This is a genomic window from Reichenbachiella sp. MSK19-1, assembly GCF_003590315.1.
Lineage (GTDB): Bacteria > Bacteroidota > Bacteroidia > Cytophagales > Cyclobacteriaceae > Reichenbachiella > Reichenbachiella agariperforans.
In genome coordinates, this window is the sequence record NZ_MIER01000015.1 from 81,275 (window position 1) to 103,903 (window position 22,629).

Consider the following 22,629-nt stretch of genomic DNA (forward strand, 5'->3'; position numbering starts at 1 on the left):
CTTGACGCCTTTTCTTCAAGGCCAAACAATTTGTTAATCTTATCCTAAATCTGTCGATCAAAAAACAGCAACGTGTCCACCAAATGCTCCTGCCAATATTCCCACTGGTGACCACCTTCAAATTCTTCATAGGTATGGGCAATGCCTGCCTTGTCCAGGTCAGCATGCAACTGACGGTTGTACTCGATCAGCAAGTCGCTGCTGCCACAGTCAAAGCGAAGTGGGGGCAGGTCATTTCGATTTTCCGCCATAGCGGTAAAGGCATCCTCGTCGAGGCGCGCCGTCTGCTGGTAGTGATCCAGAGGCTCCTCGACAAACAGTTTCATCTGTCCGATCTCTGTGATGGAGCTATGTGCCGAGATACCCGCGTATTGCTTCGCATGCTTGGCACCTACTCGCAAAGCGCCAAATCCACCCATCGACAACCCCGAGATGAACAGCGGTGATTGGTCAGAAGTCTGGGGGATCAGTTCTCGCACTGCAGCTGGCACATCCTCCGCGATCCATTTTTCAAAATCACAGCCATCGTGCGCCATATAGGCCGAGCCGTCGCCCCACAGTCCATCGGAGGGCATGGCCAGTACCATTGGGCGGATTTGGTTCTCGCGGATCAGTCGCTCGGCGGTCCGTACTGCACCGCCCTTCATCGCCCAGATCCAAGCACTGCCGTACACGCCGTGCATCAGCGTGACGATGGGTAGGTCATGGAGGTCTTCGCCCTCAGGGATAAAAACGCAGATATCACCGCGCCCCTTTAGGTTCGGTGTCTTCACGGTGATGAATCGTAGGCCTCCAATCTCAAACTGCGGATCGGATAGCTCGGTTGTATTGAATTTACTCATCAGTCGAATACAATTACGCCTTTGGCATTGCGACCGCCCAGCATGTCGTCGAAGGCCTGCTGCAGGTCATCGAGCGGATAGGTGCAGGTGATCATTTGGTCGAGCATCAAATCGCCCTTGTCATACAGACTCACCAATTTAGGAAAATCTATCTGCGGACGGCATTTTCCGTAAAGGGGATTGATGTAAATCTTGTCCCATTCGAAGAGCCGCATATCAATCGTTATTTCTTCTTCGATCCCACTGACCTGCACGGCAGTACCGGCATTGCGAATCATCGCCAGCGGAGCTGCGCCCAAAGCAGGGATGGCTGTACACTCAAAAGCATAGTCCGCCCCGCGTCCCTTGGTCATGGCTTTGACTTGTTCGGCGGCTTTCATCAGCCCTTTGTCTTCCTTATCAGCCAGTATCGTATGGGTTGCCCCAAAGGCTTTGGCCATTTCCAGTCGCTCGGGATTGATATCGATCGCGATGATCATGGCTGCACCCGAGATGCGAGCCCCTTGGATGACGTTGAGACCTACCCCACCAGTACCGAGCACCACAGCCGAACTGCCAGCCGAGAGTTTGGCGGAGTTGACGACCGAGCCGTAGCCCGTCATCACGCCGCAGCTGATGATACTCGCCGAGGGCATGGGCATGTCGCTGGACAGTTTCACACAGGCTGAGGCTTTGACCAACGTGTACTCTGAGAGCGTCCCGATATTGAAGGAGCGTTCGATGGCTTTGTCATTCCACTTCGTGCCGTCGAGGTGGGCGTGACCAGGCGTATAGCCATTGCCTCCGGCAGTCACAGGCGAGTTGTTTTCACAAATGTGCTGGTTGCCCTCCTCGCACTGAAAGCATCGCATACAAGGTGTCGCCCAGTTGAGGATGACTTGGTCTCCGACTTGGAAATTGGCTACTTCACTTCCCAATTTCTCGATGATTCCTGCACCTTCGTGACCCATGACAATGGGTTTGCCCCAGTTGAGCGAATCATGATCGGTGTGACAGAGTCCCGCTGCTTTCACTTTTATTAGAATTTCATCGGCTCGGGGAGCAGCGACCGTTACCGTATCGATGACGAAACTCCCGTCTCCCTTGGCTATTGCCGCTTTGGATTGAATGGCCATATCTCTTACTTCCTTATTGACTTAAATAGTACAGAATACAAATATGACGAGAAACAGCGCCGCTCTAGTTGCTTATTTTGATTGAAAAATATGCTATTTTGTAATCAAAATATTCAAATGAATTCAATACATAAGGAAATAGAATATAAATGAAAGCCGTACTAGAGCAAGTAGCCATTGCCGAACAGGACAGTATTCGTGCCTTTCGCTATTCCAAAAAGGTTTTTGATGCGCCTTGGCATTTTCATCCTGAGTATGAATTGACCCTCATCCTCCGAAGTGCTGGCATCCGCTACGTGGGCAACAATATTTCAGATTTCAACGAAGGTGATTTGGTGTTGCTGGGCAGTAACCTGCCGCATTGTTGGAAAAACATCGATGATAAAACCGGCCCTAGCGAATCGCTGGTGATCCAGTGGCGCCAGGAGATCATCAGCCATCTGCCGATTTTCGACCAAATCCATGAACTGATGCATCGTGCGCAGAGAGGCTTGTTCATTCACCCCAAAGATCGGTCTGAGATCGCTAGTCGTATGCATGCCTTGACAGACTGTACGGGGGTTGAGCAATATCTTGGTTTTGTGGAGCTTCTGGACTACATCGCACGCCATGCGCACTACGACTATATCGCTGGCGCCTCCTATTCGTACGACGGTACCAGCGCCACCACCAACCGCCTCGAAGTGGTGCAATCCTACGTCAAAACACACTTCAAGGAGAAAATCAAGTTGGCCGATATTGCCGATAAGCTCAGCATGAGTGAGCAGTCTTTTTCGCGCTTTTTCAGCAAGACGATGAACAAACCCTTCTTCGTCTTCCTCAACGAATACCGGGTGAATATCTCTAGCCGACTCATCCTAGAGACCGACCTCCAGATGGCCGAGATCGCCTACCAATGCGGCTATGAAAGCCTGCCCTTCTTCTACAAGCAGTTCAAAAAATTCAAGGGCTACACGCCTCTAGAGTTTAGAAAGATGTATCGGAGGATTTGACTATTAAACAATACTAAAAAGACCATATGATCTACGAGTTTTCTGTAAATACTAAGACTTGGTACCTAATGGCCAAGTCCATTTTTCTTCTAAAAGATCTCCGAGAAAGCAAGTCAACGCCAGGAGACATTTGTACAATAAATGCATCTATAACCCTAAATTTAGCTGCAACTATAGAAGGAGTACTGGCATCAACCTATACTCAGACACTAAAAAAGGACCCTCGATATAAAAATACTGCTCGCACAAACGATTTTGATTTAAGAAGAACTTTCGATCAAAAAATCAAGAAGATAGAGTCAGTAGGTTTTGAATCAAAATTGCAGCTCTTTAAAGATACCCTTCATATTAATATCAAGACTTTCAACACCTACAAAGCAATTAACGCGCTTTTTCAATACAGAAATATACTCGCTCACGGAGGTAAGTTTGAGTACAAACGCAATAGGGTTGATGACTGGATTGTTGATGAAGGTAATTACGAAACAAAACAAGAATTAGAACACTCTGATTACTGGATAAAAAAGTCACTAATTAGCTACCTAAAAGAAAACGATTTGTTGCATCCGCCGAAAAATAATAAGGAATGGAAAATTCTCTTAGATGATTCTCTCTTTACAAATAACATTGCGGATCATTTTATCATCAGGTCTAAAACCTTTCTATCAGATTTATTGCTAATTAATTCACTCAATGTAGACATGCTTGATAAACATATCATCAAATATCTTGGTCTAGAACAACCCCTATTAAAAGACCTATACAAATAACTTATTGCATCAATAAAACACGCAATAAATCATACACACTAACATAATAACATATAAATACATCAAAATAAAGGAAGATTAATCAGGTGCTGCTCGCGTAATTTGCTAGTAAGATAGAAGGTGTCTAGAAGGCACTGATCTACACAACTGAGTAAACAAAAGCTGACATGAAAAAAAGCGCACTGCCCGATCCATTCGCACAAGCCCGAGAAGCCAAAGGCTATGGCACAGTAGAGGATCAAAACGATCCCGTCACCATGCTACTCCGTCTCAAAGACGTCCGCAAGACAGCCAAGGACACGAAGACATTTCAGTCTGGTGCTGCTCCGGGGCGTATCGTGGTGCCGTCGGAGGTAAGCATACGCGATACCCGACAGATTCCCTTTGAGGTAGATCCACCGATGCACGGTGAGTACCGGGCTTTGTTGGAAGACTGGTTCAAGCGACCCGAGCAGCCAGATTATCGCGAGAGTTTGGAAGAGATCATCACTGAATTGGTAGACGAAGCGCTGCAAATGGACAGGCTCGAGGTGATGGAACAATTTGCCCTTAAGCTACAGTCACGTGCACTCACACTGCTACTCAACATCCCCTACGAAGAATCCGAAACCTGGATTGGTTGGGGGATGCACGTATTCAGAAGTGAAGAATCCGCGCTAGACGTTGACAAGGCGGCCATTCTCTACGACTACATCGATGCGCAAATCGACAAGGCCATCGAACACCCGGGAGATGACCTCTACTCAGTGCTGCTTAATTCCGAAATTGAAGGCCGCAAGCTGACCAAAGAGGAAGTCAAAGGTGTGATGATCCTGACCTTTGCGGGTGGCAGAGACACCGTCATCAATGCGGTGACCAACTCCATTGCCTACTTCGCAGAGCATCCCGAATCACTCACCCGACTGGACAATGAGCCTGAGATCACTGCTCATGCCGTGGAGGAACTCGTGCGCTACTTCTCTCCACTTACCCATATGGGTCGAGTGGTGACCGAAGACACCCAGGTCTGCGAACATGCCGCCAAAGCAGATACCAGAGTGTCGCTTTGCTGGGCTTCCGCCAACAGAGATGCCTCGACGTTTGAAAACCCTAACGAAATAGTCATCGATCGCAAAATGAATCCTCATGTAGGCTTTGGTTTTGGGATACACAAATGCCTAGGTGCTACCCACGCCCGTCAGGTGCTGAGAGTTTTACTCGGTGTGCTTGCGCAAAAAGTGAAATCCATCGACATCCTGGAGCAAAAGGACAATATCGAGGACTGGGGCGAATTCCAACGAAAAGTAGGGTACGACAGTATTCAGGTGAAATTTCATGGAAAGGACTAACCTTCCTTAGCCAAAGGTATAATCCTATCCTCCTCAGGAGGGGGATAGGGGGGAGGAAATTCAATCAACATTAAAAAATACAACAATGGCAAAAATTACATTTATAACCAGCGATAACGAAACGATCGTAACAGAAGCAAGCAGCGGCTCTGTGATGGAACTGGCCAAGGAATACAACGTCAACGGCATAGACGGGGACTGTGGGGGCGTTTGCTCCTGTGCGACCTGTCATGTACATGTGGCGGCAGGAGATTTTGACAAAGTGGGAGCTCCCGGAGAGATCGAGGCAGACATGCTGGAACTCGAAGACAACTACAACGAGCACAGTCGCCTCTGCTGTCAGATCGACATCAGTGATGCGATCGACGGAGTGACGCTCCATGTAGTGAATTAAAATTTATATTAACATAACAACCCTCCAAGGGTTTTAAACCCTAGAGGGTTCGTCTCTCAAACTATGTCTACAAAAGATAAAACCTGTCTCGTGATCGGCGCGAGCCATGCGGGCGTCAACTTTGCCTTTGCGCTGCGCAAAGAAGGCTGGGAAGGCCGCATCGTGCTCTTCGACAAAGACCCAGTACTGCCCTATCACCGCCCACCGCTCTCCAAGGCCTACCTGACCAGCGACGATCCCATCGAAAAGCATTCGCTCAAGTCACCGGAAAGCTACGAAAAAGAGCATATCGAACTATGCCTGGGTGTAGGCATCAGCTCCATCAACCGTGACACCAAAACCATCACACTGGATACTGGTGAAACCCAGGTGTACGATCAGCTGGTTTTGGCGACAGGAGCACGACCACTCATCCCACCGATCCCAGGCATGGACACAGCACATCAGTTGTATCCGTTAAGAACGGCTCATGATGTGCAGCAAATCAAAGCAGCACTGGGCGACGGTAAGGGCAAACGTGCGGTGATCATCGGCGGTGGATACATCGGTCTGGAGATCGCTGCATCGATGAAGAAACTGGGCGCTGAGGTCACCGTACTCGAGCGCGAAGCGCGCGTACTGGCACGTGTGACGGCTCCTGAGATGTCTGCTTTCTTTCAGCAGTTGCATACAGAGCAGGGTGTGGATGTACTGACGAATAAAAATGTAGTAACCATCGCCACGGAGGGAGCAGACAACATCGTACATTGCTCAGATGGTAGTCAATACCCAGCAGACCTGATCGTGGTAGGGGTAGGCATTCGTGTCAATCTGGAACTGGCCAAGGATGCGGGGTTGGAGATTGAAAACGGCATCAAAGTCAATGCGCAGACTCAGACCAGTGATACTGCCATTTACGCAATAGGAGATTGTAGCTTTCACCACAATCCGCTTTACAAGCGTTGGGTGCGTCTGGAGTCGGTACAAAATGCTGTGGATCAGGCCAAAGTAGCCGCTGCAGTGATCGCTGGCAAGCAGGCCAGTTACAACAGTCTCCCGTGGTTTTGGTCGGATCAGTTTGATGTCAAACTACAAATGGTAGGATTGTCCGAAGGGTACGACGAGCTTTTGATCCGTGAAGAAGAAGGTGAACGCAAGTTCTCCGCTTGGTACTTTCGTGGTGATCAACTACTGGCCGTCGATGCAGTCAATAACGCCAAAGCGTATGTGATCGGTACGAAGTTTATCAAGGAAGACAAGCAGGTAGATAAGGGAAAATTGATCGACACTGATGTACCATTGAAGCCCGCTGACCTGATAAAAAATTAGACTTTAAGACGCCTCACATGGCAACATTCTCCAATTTGGAAAAAGCCCAAACATGCGTGCGGTAACATTCGCTAACTTCGGGAAAGCTCAAACATGCATGTTTGAGCTTTTATCGGACCCTATTCCCATTCATAAAAAAAGGACTCAAAAAATGAGTCCTTTTCTAGTTAAGTGGATTGAAAGATCATCAATACGAATGGCTGACCGCCAAACGGGAATCAAATCTATCTAACCAGCAATTTTAAGCTATACGATTCACCTCCAGTATGTACCCGTAGGATATACATTCCTTGCTGGAGATGATTCACAGGCAGGGTATATGCATCCGATCGAGAAATCTCTGAGCTCATTTCCAAACTTCCTCTGACATCATAAATATCCACATGGTATTGGTCCTGAGTCAAGCCCTTGACATTCACCGATTGACTAGCGGGTAATGGGTAAACTGATAGTGGTGCGACTTCTTCCTTATCATTGAAGAGGTCATGGCCCTGTCTTGCACTCCCCGGTTTAGACAAGGTAAATCGATCCATATTCCATTGCCAATCTGCACTACCTGCTGTGAGACGAATCGTATGATTCCCTGCAGTAAAATAGGCCGTTTGACTTGCGGTCTGATCCTGATAGTTGCCCCATCCACCAGTATTAGCTAGTGTGGTAGTAAAAAAAAGAATCCCCGCTACTGAAAAATCCACACTGGTATTGTTGATAGGCGTGGCATATCTATAGGTCAGAGTATAAGCCCCTTCCTCTGGGATAGAAATGGGATACTCTACGTAGTCTCCTCCATTCACATAGTTGATGATCGATCCTGAGACATTGACTCCAAAACCAGAGCCACCAGCCGATGCGTCATTATAACTACCACCAGTGTTGTTGAAATTTTCCGCTTCTATTGTCAAAGTAGCACCACTAGAGCCTCCAGAGCTATTTACAGGTTTGTACACGCGCATCCAGTCTACCCAAAAGATGTTCTCACTGGCCAACTCTGCGTCTGTAGGATCCGGTCGCCAGTCTGTTTGATTTTCACAATCGATAATAATATCCATCTCCTTGTTGAGTCCTGTACCATTGGTATAGCCGTTGGGGTCAATGATATTTTGGCCGGATACTGTTCTGACCAACTGTCCATCTATATAATACTCGAGGTGCCAAGGATCTCTCCAATAGCAGCCATAGCGATGATATTCTGCCCGCCAAGGCTGACTGTTGTACACCCAAGACCCTTCATCCTTGGGCTGATAATCTTGAAAAGGATTGCGAATAAATACGTGATGGCTAACATGCATCCTGTGGGCAAACCACTCTTGACCAGCTCCACCGCCATACCCTTCCATCGCATCGATTTCCTGGGTATCGTCAGGACTCAAGAGCCAAAATGCATTGGCCAATTTTTGATTCATGATCTTGGCACTAATTTCGAAGTAAACCGGGTACTTGATTCGAGTCTTGTTAGTAATGATACCACAGTAGACCTGATCAGTCCCTGGCACACGTACGGCCTGAATCGCCAACTGATCTCCATTGGCCCAGGCTTGTGCACTGTTCCATTGGGTTTTGCCTGGACCAGACCAATTGTTGTGATAGGTTGGGTACCACTTGTCGTTAAATCTAGCAGGCCGGTTCCCTTCGGACATGGTGTAGTTAAAATCATCCGAAATATTGGATTGCAATTGCCACTCTTTTCCCGAGCCCGCTTGAGCCGGTACGGCAATACCTGCCCACTCTTGGGCGCGAAGTTGGATGGCCAATGCGATGGCCATCGTCAAAGTAATGAGTCTTTTCATAATTTTCATGTTTTAGAATTTAAGAAAGACGAGCCGCAAATGCGACCCGCCTGAGGATATTAGTTTTAGTGAGTAATCACGACCTTAAGGCTTTTGCTTTCAGCTCCTGACTGAATGCGAATCAGATACAAGCCAGACTGAAGCTCTGATACAGACAATTGATAGCCGTCTTGTCTATTCAGTTGCGCATTCATAACCTGCTTGCCTCGGATATCGAAGAGTACAAACTGATACGAATCTTTCACAAGTCCTCTAAAGTGCAACAGGTTGTCTGCCGGTACAGGATACATGGTCACGGGGATTTCCAGATTGTCAGAAGATGAAGCTGTTCTAGCACTTGCTCCGCCTTTAGACAAGATGAAGCGGTCCATGTTCCATTCCCAGCCATGGGTACCTGCTCCTTTGAGGCGAATCGTATGTGATCCTGCACTCAGATGAATCGTCCCCCCTGCTACGACAGAGGCAAATGCATCCCAATTGCCATTGCTAGGCACAGCATCGGTACGCTGAGCTACCCCATCCACTGACAACTCTACCGCTGCGCCGTTGACAGTCGTCCCCATGAAATACTCGACATTGTAATCTCCAGTCTCGAGGATATTGACATTGTAATCTGCCCAATCACCCGTCTGGTTGTAGTTGATGGCCATCACGCTCCCGACAGTATAGGTCAAGAAGCCAGAGTATGTCCCTCCTGTCGTTGCAAAATCCTCGGCTTGGATAGTCAAGGAAACAGGGTTTCCTCCTCCAGTACCTGGCAACTCTCCGACTTTCGTCAAAGTAATTTTATCCAGGTTCCACTGCCAAGCATTGGTTCCCGAGGCTGTGATTCGCACGGTATGTACACCTGCTGTCAGTGTAGCATTGTTGGACGCAGTGAGTCCCTGATAGCTATCCCACTGCTCGTTGTTGGCGACATTGTCAGTCGAGACATTGTTGCCATCTATGGCTATCTGAATCTGCGCATTGGTCATAGGAGTAGAGATTTGGTACACGATACTGTACACTCCGGCCTCCCCTACATTGATGCTATACTCTGCCCAATCGCCTGCATTCACATAGTTGATGCCCAGCCCTGGTGCTACATTCACACCATTGGGCACATGACCGTCGTTGTACGTGCCTCCAGTGCTGGCAAACGACTCTGCTTCGATCACGATCGTAGTACCCGATGGCGTACCCGCAGATACCGTCACAGCAGTAGCGGCTGTTTTGTTGCCATCCGCAGTAGTCACTGTAACGGTCGCATTCCCTGCTCCCACAGCTGACACCAACCCGTTGGCATTGACAGTAGCGACATTGGAATTGCTTGATGCCCAAGAAACAGCCTTGTTGCTCGCATTGGCAGGACTCACCGTCTCGGACAAGTCCGTACTCTGCCCTACATTGAGAGAAAGTGAGGTAGGCGAAACAGATACTCCCGTGACTGCAATCGTCTGACTAGAAGTATTTACCGTCACTTGACTTGTTGCGGTCTTGGCACCATCGACGGTAGTCGCCGTGATGGTGGCCGTCCCGTTGGCTACTGCAGTGACCACACCGTTGGTATTGACAGTAGCGACGTTGCTGTTGCTAGATGACCAATTTACCGATTTGTTGGTGGCGTTGGCCGGTGCGACCGTGGCATTAAGTGCCTGCGTAGCTCCCACACTCGTCAGGGTAGCCTGAGTCGGAGATACACTGACTCCCGTCACAGCGACAGACGGACCTGGGTCTGTACCGATCGTACGACCAGGGGCAGTTGTGAATTCCCACGTAGAGAGGTTCACGACGCACACTTCTCCCGAATGATGAAAATCCACATCGATTTGGTTGTTGGCTTGAAGCAAATTGACTGGAACGGGAATTTCCAAGGTACCAAACCATCGGCTTCTGTTTTGGCTCCCTCCTCTCCAATCAAGTGGCGCTTCTACTGCCACCCCGTTGACTCTAAGTTCATCGATCGATAAGAAGCCCACTTGGTCATCCTCTGCGTCAAACAAATTGACCGTGATGCGTAGCATGGCTTCTGCCTTGCTGGCATCCTGAGGTACTGCTACATCGTTGACATAGAACGTATTCATACCCGACTGGATATCTACTCGCTCGTTGCTGCTGACTGCTTCTCCGTAGAACTTCTTCTCCACAGACTGTTGGTTGATTGTGACGTTGTTGGCATACGTGTATTTCAATATCATGGTACCATCAGCCGCCAATTGTACAGCAGAAGGAGCCGAACTGGCATTGGTATCATCCAGCTTCACCGTGCTAGTTCCTTGCAGATACAAGTGCTTGGTGTTGACATTTTGAAGAGTCGGTCTGTTGCCAAACATATTCAAGTTGATGCTCTTCGCTACACCTTCTAGGTTGTTGAGGATGAGGTACATGTCTCTGCCATCGATATAAGAATCCACCTGAATATCAGGATCACTTGACTTGGTGTCCACTCTTGTTCCTTTGACTTCTGCCCATAGCTCAAACCACTTGATGTAGTCACTCCACTCCCAGTTGCCGTCATGGTCATCATCTCGCATCATCTTGTACTGGTAGACATACTCTGGCGTACCGTCACCGTTTTGATCTACATCTCCCCATTGGGCTTTGATAGGAGTAAAAGGCATCGTCTTTTCGATGTAATCTGGTCGCTCCAGAAACTGCATCATCATGGCGTTGAAGGGCTTCAAGCTCTCCCAGTCATATCTCGCATCATGAGGGAGGTAAGTCCATGCACCCTGTACCGCTCCATATTCGGAGATGACCAAAGGCTTGCGGTTGTTCACTCCATTTTTTGCAACATCATACCACTCAATCATCTCGAGCATAGCTTCTACATGACCTCCAGAACGTGTCGCTCCACCGCTTGATCCATAGGTCGGCCAATCGTACATATGAACAGAGTAAAAATCCATGTTGTCTCCCGCATTGTCCATGAAGCCTTTCCAAAGGACATCCCATTGTGTCCAAGGACCCGTTTGATTGAGGTAAGCAGACTCTGTTTGCTCACGAGCATAGGCCTTGGCGATTTCATCACCCGGAGTATTGCCGTAGTAGGCATCCGAATACCCTACCGTACGTGACCGGTGTAGATCATCGGCGAAGAAGTCATGGAGTCCCCAAGTCATCCCCCCAATTTTAGGAGCCCGATTGCCAAGTCGGTTTCGTACTCCCTCTGCGACGAGATTGTGATACTCCCAGATATCCTCCCAGCTCGTCACCATGAAAGCACCTGTGTTCATGAGCATATCAGGCTCATTGATTACTTCCCAATACTCTGGCATCAACTCACCCTCTGAGGCCAAATCATCTACAAAAAACTCATCCAAATACTGAGTCACCCAGTCGGCAGACGTCTCGATATCCTGAGGCAGCCAAGCGTATCCATTGGCTCTACCCCACTCAGATCCACACATGTGCCAGTACGACAAGGTCGGATAGGTCGGGTGCGGGTTGGTTCCACAGATCTTTCCTGTAGATCGGTTTTCGTACTGCTTGGTACCGTTGGTCTCTATGATGTTTTCGTACTCTTCTAGCCACCAACCTGCAAAACTCGACAAACTATCCGGGTCATGATGACTCCTGTTGTCAGGGTCTTCGGCAGAATACTGAAACTTCCACGTAGAGGAACCGTTGTCCCTACCGAGGTAGACATCCAAGTCATTGAGAAGGTATTCCATTTTTTCTTCTTCTCCAGCCCAGTCACTCTCTGACAATGCTGCGTGCAAGGTAATATGGCGGTCTCGCCCAAAATCAGAGACACCACCTACTTCATGTTTGATGTTGACGTTGACATCTACTTCAACGTTTTGAGCAGACAACTGATCCAGTATAGGTATTATAAGTAGAAGAAGCGCACACTTCTTCCAGTATGAATATTTCATGTTTAGTCATTTAGTTTTTATAATCATTTTTCATGCAACAGGCTACCCAAAAGGGCATACCAGTGATAGCTAGGAACAGGATGTTCCTATGTGTGCAAACCAACCCACATTTTATTTGGACTTGAGGGGACAGATGGTCTTTGACTACTTCAAGAGATTAAAGCAGAAAGTGTGCGTGAGTAATTATAGAATCATAGATATTCGCGGTTTAGAAGTTACAGTTAATTTCTAGACATAGGTCTACCAATGATTTTGATTTTCCGGTCATTACTTGGTGGACCTTATGTTTTTTACAGATTAATGAAAAGAGAGACGCATGATTCAAAGTCTCCTGATAGCCCGTGTCCAAAGGACACCATAGGGCATACGGTATGAAGGATACAGTCATGTTAGTCTTTCTCAAAATAATCAAAGTCAAATTGATCTATCTCTGCCCCATTTCCTAACAAACACACTAGACAAAAACTGAATAGCTACAACTAGACAACAAGAATATGACACGACAGATTTGCTACTTGGACTTTTCCGAATCAGATCAAAATCATGGCTATACGCTAAAAAAAGACAATTTGCAGCAAGCACATTCATACCACACTGACAGACAGGCAACTAGACAACAAGAAACATTCTACTAAATATAAATATTCCGTCTATAGATTTAACAATTCATAGAATCAAGAAATCCAGTAGGTGATAAACAACAATATATAAAACTAAAACTGGGCTAGTTGTCTAATTGGGGTGAGTTGCTCGCGTCTGTATTTATGATCCTGAGACCAATCTCGGTTTTTCATGTTTCGAATGCCACTCGTGAATTGCCTCTTCGTCTATACCCGTCTGCCATACGTACACGACCTGAAGTGCAGGTAGTCTGCGCAAGTGATCCATACTACTCACCGTGACTCCCGTACCATACAGATTGAGTTTCTCCAAAACAGGGAGTCCTGAGAGTTGTTTTATTCCTGCATCGGTGATTGCATTGTTACTCAATTTTAAACTTCGCAAATTCGGGTACCCCGCAAAGTGCACCAAATATTCATCGCTGAGTCCACTGTCGTCCATAGCCAGCCAAATGACATGCTCCCTGACCTTATCGAGTGCATCGAGATAGCGCATGATATCAGAAGGGTTGGCTTTGCCAGACGGCAAAGTCACATCTAGCGCATAGCTACCAGCCGCCAGTACGCGCACCTCAAACCCCATCAGGCGCAGCTGCTCTAAATCCTTGGGAGCAATGGAATCCAACGCCAACATTTGTTCCCCATCACCCGATAAGCCCAGGTAGTGACTGGCAGCCGTCATCACTTCCTCGGGTACTTTGACCTGCGAGAGCAGGGTATCGAAGTTGGCCCCTGCCCCATCGATCCAAAATTTAATCAATAGCTGTTGCTCCTCGGTCAAGGGCTCTTTGCCCTCTGGCGGCATGATGTCGTCATGCCCCGCAGGCAGGCTGATCCGCTTGAACAGCTCGCTGGCTGAGGCATCTCCTGCTACGATCAAGTCACCGCTTTCTCCGCCTTTCAGGTATTCCTCTATGGAGGAAAAAGAAAGTTTGCCCTTCTGCTTTTCGCTGCTGTGGCAACTCATGCAACGATCCCGTATGATTGGATGTATTACATCGCCAAAAATTTGTGCTTGTTGGATGTCGGTCACCTTCGGTCTGGCCAGTGGATCGACCGACTTAGGGATGAAAGGCGCATATTTGGTCAGATAGTCCGACCCGTGGGTCATGTTTCCGCCCAGATGCCCGGTGGCACTCATGGCGATCATCATCACCGCCAGCAGGCCGAGGTAGAGCTGAGTCTGCACTTTGGTAAAATCCACCCAACGCGTCTTGAGCAACAGTGCCGCTGCAGCAACCACCGTAGTGATGATCCCCGCCCACATGTGTGCGTCGAGCATATCGGGTGCATAGTCGCCGCTCGTGCCGAGCATGTAGCCCAGCACACTGGCCGCTACCGCACTGGCTACCCCGAGCAGCAATGAGAATATAATGGCGGGGCGAACGTTGGTCAGCCAGCCGAGTCGCTCGGCGACCTCCATCAGTGCTCCGATCATCAAAAAACCAATCGGCAGGTGTACGATCAGCGGGTGAAACCGCCCGAAAAAGAGTATTAAGTTTGATTCTTCCATTGTTCTTTATGCTATGCTTACTTCATCCAACTACACCCGCTCTAGTTTTAGCGGTGCAGATTTATTTGCATTCCATTGGCAGATGTAGAGGTTTTTGTCCTCGTCGATGCACACGTCATGGCCATGCAATATTGGCTTTTCGGGCAACTGGTAACTAGGCTGTAGTTCTCCCCTTTTGTACTCCGGTGCGGTACCGCCCGGATTGGACACTACCTTGTCGCCCTCCAGTACCGTCACAAATCCCGTGTGTAGGAGCCAATTGTAATAGCCATTGGCCTCTGGTGACGACCAGCAAACGCCAGCGTACAGGTTGTCGTCATCGATCACGGCTCGGCACATAAACATATTGTTGAGATAGACCTTCTTCACGAATTTTCCGTCAAGGCTGTACCACTTGTAGGTGCTTTCGTTGCGTGATGAGCACACCACCATGGGCTGCTTCGGGTCGCGTAGGTCGAGGGTCACCCCGTGGGCATTTTTCAGGTTGTAATTCGGGTCTTTGTTGTCATGCCCGCCCCAGTGACGGATGTACTCGCCACGGCTGTTGTACTGGATGATGTAGTCCATGCCATAGCCGTCCGCTACATAGATGTCGCCATTGGGTGCGACGGCCACCTCCGTGGGACGGAATGGATCGCCTTCCTTGTAAACCCCGATCGTCAGCGGATGCCCGATATCGAAGATGACTTTGCCATCGACAGTGGTCTTGGCTACCCGACCATTGTGTGGCGTCCACTGCCCCTCCTTGTTGAGAAACCAGCCTGAGTCCGTCAGGTAGAGAAAATCCTCCTCACCCTCCTGTGACAAAGTGAGTCCATGCCCTCCTGGATAGGCCGTGCCCCAATAATCCAGCAGTTTGCCCGACTTGTCAAAGATCAGGATGTTGTTCTTAGGATGATCGCCCATCATGATCAATCGGCCCTTGCTGTCCATCACCATCTCATGGCAGTTGAGCAGAGGATTGCGCACGGCACTGAGCTGCGCCCAATCGCGTACGAGTTTGTATTGGTAATCTCCGTGCCCCAAGATCAGCTCCGGTTCGGCGCGCTTGGTGATCACGTTGAAGCTCATCGACGGCAGAGCTGCTGCCAATCCAGCCACCAGTGAAGTCTTCTTGATGAAGTTTCGTCTTGTTTTCATGTATATGTATCAACATCCCTCCAAGGGTTCAAAACCCTTGGAGGATTAGTTATCTAACTCAAAATATCTTTGACCACATGGCCGTGCACATCCGTCAAGCGGAAGCGGCGACCCTGATGCTTGTAGGTCAATCGCTCGTGATCCACTCCCATCAGATGCATCATCGTCGCATGAAAATCGTGTACATGTACTGGGTCTTTCACTACGTTGTAGCTAAAATCGTCCGTCTCTCCATGCGTATATCCTGCTTTGACTCCTGCTCCAGCCATCCACATGGTAAAGCACTTTGGGTGGTGGTCACGTCCATAATTGTTGGGAGTCAGCTGTCCCTGAGAATAAACCGTACGACCAAACTCGCCTCCCCATACCACTAAGGTATCCTCTAGCATTCCTCGTTGCTTGAGGTCTTTGATCAGGGCTGCTGTCGCTTGATCTGTGGTCTGACACTGATGTTTGATTCCACCGGGCAGATTGAGGTGCTGGTCCCACCCTCTGTGATAGAGTTGTACAAATTTGACGTCCTTCTCTAGCAAGCGACGCGCCATCAGGCAATTGGCGGCATAGGTTCCAGGATCACGACTGTCTTTGCCATACATCTCAAAGATATGATCTGGTTCGTCCGACATGTCCGTCACTTCGGGCACAGAAGTCTGCATGCGGAAAGCCATCTCGTACTGTGCGATACGTGCGCTAATTTCTGGATCGGCATACGCCGAATGTTGCACTTCGTTGAGTTCTTTGAGGTACTTGAGCATCTCCCCGCGATCCTGTTGGTCATAGTTTTCAGGGTTGGTCAAGTAGAGCACAGGGTCTTTGCCTGAGCGAAACTGCACCCCTTGATGCTCTGTAGGGAGGAACCCATTGCCCCAAAGGCGAGAGTAGAGCGGCTGCCCTCCACTATTTTTGGACACCAATACGATGAACGAAGGCAGGTTCTTGTTGTCCGAACCCAATCCATAACTCATCCACGAACCAATCGATGGTCGCCCAGGCAATTGATGGCCCGTTTGAAAAAACGTAATCGCAGGATCATGATTGATCTGCTCGGTGTACATCGATTTGATGAAACAAAGATCATCGACCACTTCTGCGGTATGTGGCATCAACTCACTGACCCAAGCACGAGACTCCCCATATTGATCAAACTTGTAGGCTGACGGAGCAATAGGCAAAGACGACTGTTGCGCACTCATGGCTGTCAATCGCTGGCCCTGGCGTACGGATGCAGGGAGTTCTTTGCCAAACATATCGACCAATTTGGGCTTGTAATCGAAAGTCTCAAACTGCGAGGGACCTCCACTCTGAAAGAGGTAAACCACTCGCTTGGCTTTGGGAAAGAAATGTGGCAAATCGCCCAATCCCCCATCAAAAGTAGGAGATGTAGCATTGGCAAAAAGCCTTTCAGCTCCCAACAGTGACCCGAGTGCCGCTGCTCCCAACCCCATGGAGGTCTTGGTCAGGAAATTGCGACGGTCCATTTTTCTTTCTACTTTTTGTAAATCCTTGTTATTGGATCGTATTGGTTTATGATCACACATGGTTTTATCTTTTTGTTATCGCTGCATCTGAATTAATAATCGCACTGGCTACCACCGCATTGGCAACCACTGTAGGCTGATCCAAATCGGTCTGCACGACATATTGCCCTGCTTCCAACCAACCTTTCATCTTGTCTGGATTCTGAGAAAACTTCTCCAATTCGTGCTCCCGGAGACGGAGCAAAATGGCGAGTTCTTCTTCCTTGATTTCTCGTCCCGTCAACGAGACAAAAGCGGATCGTATCCCCTGCTCTGCACTGTCTGCTTGTGAGATCTCTGCACCTATTTTTTTAGACATTTCTACATAAGCCGGATCGTTGAGCAGCACCAAAGCTTGCAGTGGTGTATTGGTTTTTTGTCGTCTCACCGTGCATTCGTTTCGATCGGGCTGATCAAAAGTCCCCTGCGTCGGAAGCGGCACACTACGCTTCCAGAAGGTGTACAAACTTCGCCTGTACATGTCACTACCACTGTCAGGCACATAGGTATTGGCATTCATTTGCCAGAGGCCCTCTGGCTGATAGGGTTTGACACTCGGACCACCTATCGTATCGTTGAGTAGAGTACTCGCCAGTAGGGCATTGTCCCGCATCATTTCGCTGGTCAGCCTCGCATTAGGCCCACGAGCCAAGAGGACATTGGACGGGTCTCGCTCACGTAGCTGGGCATCACAGTAGGAACTCTGGCGGTAAGTGGACGACATCACGATTTTCTTTTGCAACGCCTTGACATCCCATCCACTGTGCATAAAATCCAAAGCCAACCAATCCAGCAGTTCCATGTGACTCGGCATCTCACCTTGATTGCCAAAATCCTCCGTCGTACGGACAATTCCTCGCCCAAAGTAGTTCTGCCAATAACGATTGACAGCTACGCGTGCCGTCAGTGGATGCTCGGGCAAGAAAAGCCACTTGGCTAAGCCCAGACGGTTGCGCGGCAGACTATCTGGGAATGGCAAGATGCTCTCGGGTGTATTGGGAAATACCTCCTCACCATACGCGCTGTACTGTCCCCGCTCCAGAACATAGGCTTGACGAGGTGTTTCCATTTCCTTCATCACCATGACCTGCTTGACGGGTTCTACCTCCTCGTTGAGTCTGCTACGCTGAGCCATCAATTCCGTCTGTTTGGCTCGATATGCCTTTGATTTTCTATAAAGGTAATATTCTTGTAGGATGGCCTTTTCCTCCGCCAACAAGTCTGCAGGAGCCTTGCTCAGTATTTGACCCAACTGATCGCTCTCCGCCAGTGCCGCTACTTCCAAAGCAGAAAGCGTACGGTCAAATACAGTCACTTCATCTGCACGACCCTTTCTCAACCCAATCCCCCGCCAACGTGCACCGATCATCAAACCTGGCTCCATCGGCTCAGCATAGATTTGGTCTTCATAGTCATGAAACAGGATGTCCTTGTAGAGATTATCAATGTTCACTTGGGTGACCAACTCCCTCCCATTCATGTAGAGACGCAATCCCTCTGCCTGACTCGATCCATCGTAAGTCATGGTCAATTGTACCCACTCCTCCTTGGGCAGCTCCATTTGACTTACTTCCTCGATGGCATTGTCTGGCCATGTATGTGCCATCACCATTTCAAGTTTGTTGTCTTTGAGATACAAATGATAGCCCTTCTTGCTGTGCAGCATCACGGCGATGTTTTTGTGAAAAATCACGCCCTCCTCCACAGAGTCTGGTACATATACCCACAACCCAATGCTAAAAGGTTCGCTGCGGTCGTAAATGCCTACGGGTTTCAGATCCAACCAAGCATCCCCATCCAGATCGATGGCCTTGCCTCGCTTGCCCGCTGCGAATGTCGCTGGCCCTGCCTGCTGATACATCAATCCCATCTTACCCGACTGTCCACTGATTTGATCCATCAGGTTGTGATCCAAATCAAACTTGGCCACAGCCCCTTTTAGCAACTCCTTCTTGCTCAGCTGAGTGTATTTCCCTTCCGCTATCCAAGCATTGGCCTCTCCAAGTTCCTTTTCTTTGGCCTCTGCCAAACCCTCTTCGGATTGGTCAATCAATGACTCTACGTAACTAATGATCTCTTCTTGTTCTTTGGTAGGTACAAGTATGTTGGGTACAGGAATATCATCAGCGTCCCACGAGATTTGTCCCGTTTCATTGATATTGTTGAAGAAGGCAAACAATTCGTAATGGTTCTTTTGGGAAATCGGATCGTACTTGTGATCATGGCACCTGGCACAAGCCACGGTGAGTCCCATCACGCCAGTACTCAATACGGCAGTACGATCCGCCACATACTCCACTCGAAACTCCTCATCCACGATACCTCCTTCGGCATTTTGAGGATGCAGACGGTTGAAACCCGTCGCGATGATCTGTTCGCGCGATGCATCAGGGAGCAAGTCCCCAGCCAACTGCCAAGTCAAGAACTGATCGTAAGGCATGTTGGCATTGAATGACTGAATCACCCAATCACGCCACGGACTCATGTCACGGTATCGGTCGATCTGGTAGCCATGCGTATCTGCATAGCGAGCCAAATCAAGCCAGTCCACCGCCATCTTCTCTCCATAGTGCGGAGAGGCCAACAACCTATCGACTTGTTTTTCATAAGCATCGGGTCGCTCATCGCTCAAAAATGCCTTTATCTCTTGTGGTGTAGGTGGTAAACCTGTCAAATCAAGCGATACTCTGCGCAAGAGCAACTCCTTGTCCGCTTGTGGAGAAGGGGTCAAGCCTTCCTGCTCCAATCTAGCACTTATGAAACGATCGATGGCATTTGTCGCCCACTGTTGTCCCGTGGCGGGTAACGCTACTTCCTTCGGTGCCTCAAATGCCCAATGTGGTTTGTACACTGCGCCCTCTTCTATCCATTTGACCAAAATTGCCTTTTCATTAGCCGTCAGTTTCAGGTTAGATTCGGGGTTGGGCATGATCACTTCTGGATCTGAACTCAAAATACGATGAGCCACCTCACTCTTGGCCAAACTCCCTGGCACGATGGCATACTTGCCTGGTGACTCTGGGAGTTCCGCATAGGCTGTCGTTGCTTCATGCAATTGTAGCCCTGCTACTATCTTTCCCTTGTCTGGTCCGTGACAAGCAAAACACTTGTCCGACAAAATAGGCTTGACATGAACGTTAAAATCCAACTCTTGGGGCAGGCTTTGATAAGCTACGGCGACTTCTTCGGGCAAGTCTGGCTGACAAGCTGACAACCCGATGATCACCAAGATATACCCACACATCGTACACCATAGGTTTTGTAATGTATTTGTCCTCTTCATGCTTTGAAAATTCACTTTTCACTTTTACAATTTGACTATCCCAAAGATGACATCATCAGCCTACCAAGCCTAATATTCGATATAGACTCCATATAGACAGAAGCAAATTTTAATCTATCTATATTGCTTCAAAAATGCATTTCATGCAGTTTTGAAAAGGTTTTCACTCGAAAAGACCAAATGACAAGACAAATAACACATAGACTCTGCTTGATTTTTTTGTTAGCAATAGGATGTAAGTCTGCACAGTCCAGCAGCAGTACAACTGCTTCGGATCTGCCCTTTCTGATCACACCCATATTCATTCAAAGTCAAATGGGAGACAGCACCACTACCCAACAAGAAAACCAGATACGTGAATGGCTAAAAAAAGGGGACACCCTGCAAGCCATACCTGCTCTCAATAAGCTCGCCATGCGCTATAGCAACCGTGTAGACTACAGTCAGGCCTATGACTGCTACTGGCAAGCGCTCCTGCTGGCAGAACAGGTCGGTGACAAACGTACCCAAGCAGACTCCTACAACGGACTGGGAATCCTCTACAGTCTCTACGAACGAAGAGACGCCGCTCTGGACAGCTACCTCCAATCCCTCACCATCAACAAGCGATTACTCGCTGCGGGTGAAATTGACTCTCTCAAATTGCGAGACAACTATTTCGCTTTAGCGATCCATTTTAGATATCAAAACGAAGTGTCTCTTGCCAATGCCTACCTTGACAGTTGTGAAAGTATCCCTCTAAAAAGTCCTTATGCCAATACCCTAGTCAAAGCCGAACGGGCCTACCTCCTGATCCAATCGCACCACTATCCAGAAGCAGAAGCACTGTTGCTTACTCTCCAAGCAGAGCTCACAGACTTCCTTCCTTCCTATCTGGTGATCTATCACTCACTACTTGGCGACTTGTACGTTGCGTGGGAGGCTTTCGCCAAAGCACAGACGCACTACCAGCTGGCACTCAACTCCGCCAAAACCCATTTGGCACACCTTAATTTTGTCCCCGACACCTATTTCAAATTGTCCAAGGTCATGACCGTCCTGCAAAACCCCACAGCAGCCAACACCTACATGCAGACAGCGTATGCACTCGACCAATGGCTCTACAGTGCCAAAAGTCCCAACAATCACTTCCTATTGGAAATCAAAGACAAATACCGCGAAGAACAAGAGCGCCAAGCACAAATCATACAAGCACAACGCCTCCGACAATTGGAACAAGAAGAGTATATCTGGATATTGAAAACCGTCGTGCTCGTAGTGACCCTCGTACTCGTGGGTTTTGCGGCGATCGTTTGGACCCGAAAAATCAGAAGAAAGCACAAACTGGAGCGCGCCGCTCTGCACCTGCGACAACAGCAGGAACAAGAAAAGAACCAGGCCATTTTGGAAGTCAAAAACAAAGAACTCACCAATACTACCCTGCAAATCATCGCCAAAGACGAACTACTTTCGGAGGTCAAAACCCAACTCACCACTCTCCAAAAAGAAGGGCATTCACCAGAAATACGTAAACTCATCCAAACCATCCAACTCAACAAAGACCAAAGTTGGCTTGCCTTCGAGAAGCAATTTGCAGCTGTCAACAACGACTTCTTTGACAAGCTGCGAGCGCAGTTTCCTGAACTCAAACCCTACGACCATAAAATTTGTGCCTTGATCAAACTGGATTTTTCTGGCAAGGAAATGGCACAACTCCTCGGAATCTCAGCAGAAAGTGCCAATACCTCCCGCTATCGCCTGCGCAAGCGACTGAGACTAAAAAAGGGTGATAATCTGAAGGAGTTTGTGGATGGACTGTAGTATAAATGTTGCCAATATCGAAACCATGAACCCTAATCAGCCCCTTTAAATTCATTTCACAATGTATTTTCATATGTTGGTAACCTTAGTCTCAGATAGTTGATCCTAAGATCACATCATCTATTAAAACCTGAGAGAATTCTGTTATTTCACTATCAACTTACCCGCAGATTGATAATCCAAATAGTCGATTTGATAAATATATAGCATCAGTCACTAGGCCACCGATATTTAAATTCAAAATTGCCAGGCTAAACAGGATGTTTGATTTACCGTGATTGTCAGTGTGTGGCATGGTTCTCACGAGCTCACCATCTACATAAAACTTTACTTCATCCCGCGTCCAAAGTCCACCATAATAAT

General features: G+C 48.4%; 14 protein-coding genes and 1 pseudogene. 6 read left to right on the forward strand and 9 right to left on the reverse strand.

Annotation, left to right across the window (positions count from 1 at the left end; translation table 11 throughout):
- Positions 1-44: 44 nt before the first annotated feature.
- The gene (locus BGP76_RS08830) at positions 45-842 is read right to left on the reverse strand and encodes an alpha/beta hydrolase family protein (protein WP_119844388.1); all 798 of its coding nucleotides are present in this window, start codon (positions 840-842) and stop codon (positions 45-47) included.
- A complete protein-coding gene (locus BGP76_RS08835) occupies positions 842-1,957 on the reverse strand; it encodes a Zn-dependent alcohol dehydrogenase (protein ID WP_119844389.1) in 1,116 nt (371 codons plus the stop codon). The genes BGP76_RS08830 and BGP76_RS08835 overlap by 1 nt, the downstream gene beginning before the upstream one ends.
- Positions 1,958-2,106: 149 nt before the next feature.
- Here BGP76_RS08835 and BGP76_RS08840 point away from each other — a divergent pair, with 149 nt between their 5' ends.
- The 5 genes from BGP76_RS08840 (at position 2,107) to BGP76_RS08860 (ending at position 6,749) form a co-directional block, all read left to right on the forward strand.
- Positions 2,107-2,949 carry an AraC family transcriptional regulator gene (locus BGP76_RS08840; RefSeq protein WP_099598934.1) on the forward strand — a complete coding sequence of 281 codons (843 nt, stop codon included), beginning with the start codon at positions 2,107-2,109 and terminating at the stop codon, positions 2,947-2,949.
- Positions 2,950-3,017: 68 nt separating this feature from the next.
- Complete coding sequence (locus BGP76_RS08845; RefSeq protein ID WP_147407432.1) at positions 3,018-3,719, forward strand: hypothetical protein; 702 nt, start codon at positions 3,018-3,020, stop codon at positions 3,717-3,719.
- 167 nt (positions 3,720-3,886) lie between these two features.
- The gene (locus BGP76_RS08850) at positions 3,887-5,047 is read left to right on the forward strand and encodes a cytochrome P450 (protein ID WP_119844391.1); all 1,161 of its coding nucleotides are present in this window, start codon (positions 3,887-3,889) and stop codon (positions 5,045-5,047) included.
- Positions 5,048-5,132: 85 nt separating this feature from the next.
- On the forward strand, positions 5,133-5,441 hold the full coding sequence (locus BGP76_RS08855; RefSeq protein ID WP_119844392.1) for a 2Fe-2S iron-sulfur cluster-binding protein: 309 nt from the start codon (positions 5,133-5,135) through the stop codon (positions 5,439-5,441).
- 63 nt (positions 5,442-5,504) lie between these two features.
- A complete protein-coding gene (locus BGP76_RS08860; RefSeq protein ID WP_119844393.1) occupies positions 5,505-6,749 on the forward strand; it encodes an NAD(P)/FAD-dependent oxidoreductase in 1,245 nt (414 codons plus the stop codon).
- Between the two features lie 224 nt (positions 6,750-6,973).
- On the opposite strand, the gene BGP76_RS08870 is transcribed toward BGP76_RS08860, so the two are convergent.
- The 6 genes from BGP76_RS08870 to BGP76_RS08895 form a co-directional block, all read right to left on the reverse strand.
- Positions 6,974-8,536 (reverse strand): carbohydrate-binding protein, encoded by a 1,563-nt coding sequence (locus BGP76_RS08870; RefSeq protein WP_147407433.1) that lies wholly within the window; start codon positions 8,534-8,536, stop codon positions 6,974-6,976.
- Between the two features lie 65 nt (positions 8,537-8,601).
- Positions 8,602-12,393 carry an Ig-like domain-containing protein gene (locus BGP76_RS08875; protein WP_119844395.1) on the reverse strand — a complete coding sequence of 1,264 codons (3,792 nt, stop codon included), beginning with the start codon at positions 12,391-12,393 and terminating at the stop codon, positions 8,602-8,604.
- A 762-nt stretch (positions 12,394-13,155) separates the two neighbouring features.
- On the reverse strand, positions 13,156-14,526 hold the full coding sequence (locus BGP76_RS08880) for a c-type cytochrome domain-containing protein (RefSeq protein ID WP_119844396.1): 1,371 nt from the start codon (positions 14,524-14,526) through the stop codon (positions 13,156-13,158).
- A 30-nt stretch (positions 14,527-14,556) separates the two neighbouring features.
- On the reverse strand, positions 14,557-15,495 hold the full coding sequence (locus tag BGP76_RS08885) for a 6-bladed beta-propeller (RefSeq protein ID WP_370453787.1): 939 nt from the start codon (positions 15,493-15,495) through the stop codon (positions 14,557-14,559).
- A 224-nt stretch (positions 15,496-15,719) separates the two neighbouring features.
- On the reverse strand, positions 15,720-17,204 hold the full coding sequence (locus BGP76_RS08890) for a DUF1501 domain-containing protein (protein ID WP_073124369.1): 1,485 nt from the start codon (positions 17,202-17,204) through the stop codon (positions 15,720-15,722).
- Between the two features lie 4 nt (positions 17,205-17,208).
- Positions 17,209-20,466, reverse strand: a complete 3,258-nt coding sequence (locus BGP76_RS08895) for a DUF1553 domain-containing protein (protein ID WP_255416090.1) — start codon at positions 20,464-20,466, stop codon at positions 17,209-17,211.
- Between the two features lie 180 nt (positions 20,467-20,646).
- On the opposite strand from BGP76_RS08895, the gene BGP76_RS08900 reads away from it, so the two are divergent.
- Positions 20,647-22,266: a tetratricopeptide repeat protein gene (locus tag BGP76_RS08900; RefSeq protein WP_119844398.1), complete on the forward strand. Its 1,620-nt coding sequence runs from the start codon at positions 20,647-20,649 to the stop codon at positions 22,264-22,266.
- 160 nt (positions 22,267-22,426) lie between these two features.
- On the opposite strand, the pseudogene BGP76_RS20620 reads toward BGP76_RS08900, so the two are convergent.
- Positions 22,427-22,612: pseudogene (locus BGP76_RS20620) on the reverse strand (hypothetical protein); the annotation flags it as partial.
- Positions 22,613-22,629: the final 17 nt, after the last annotated feature.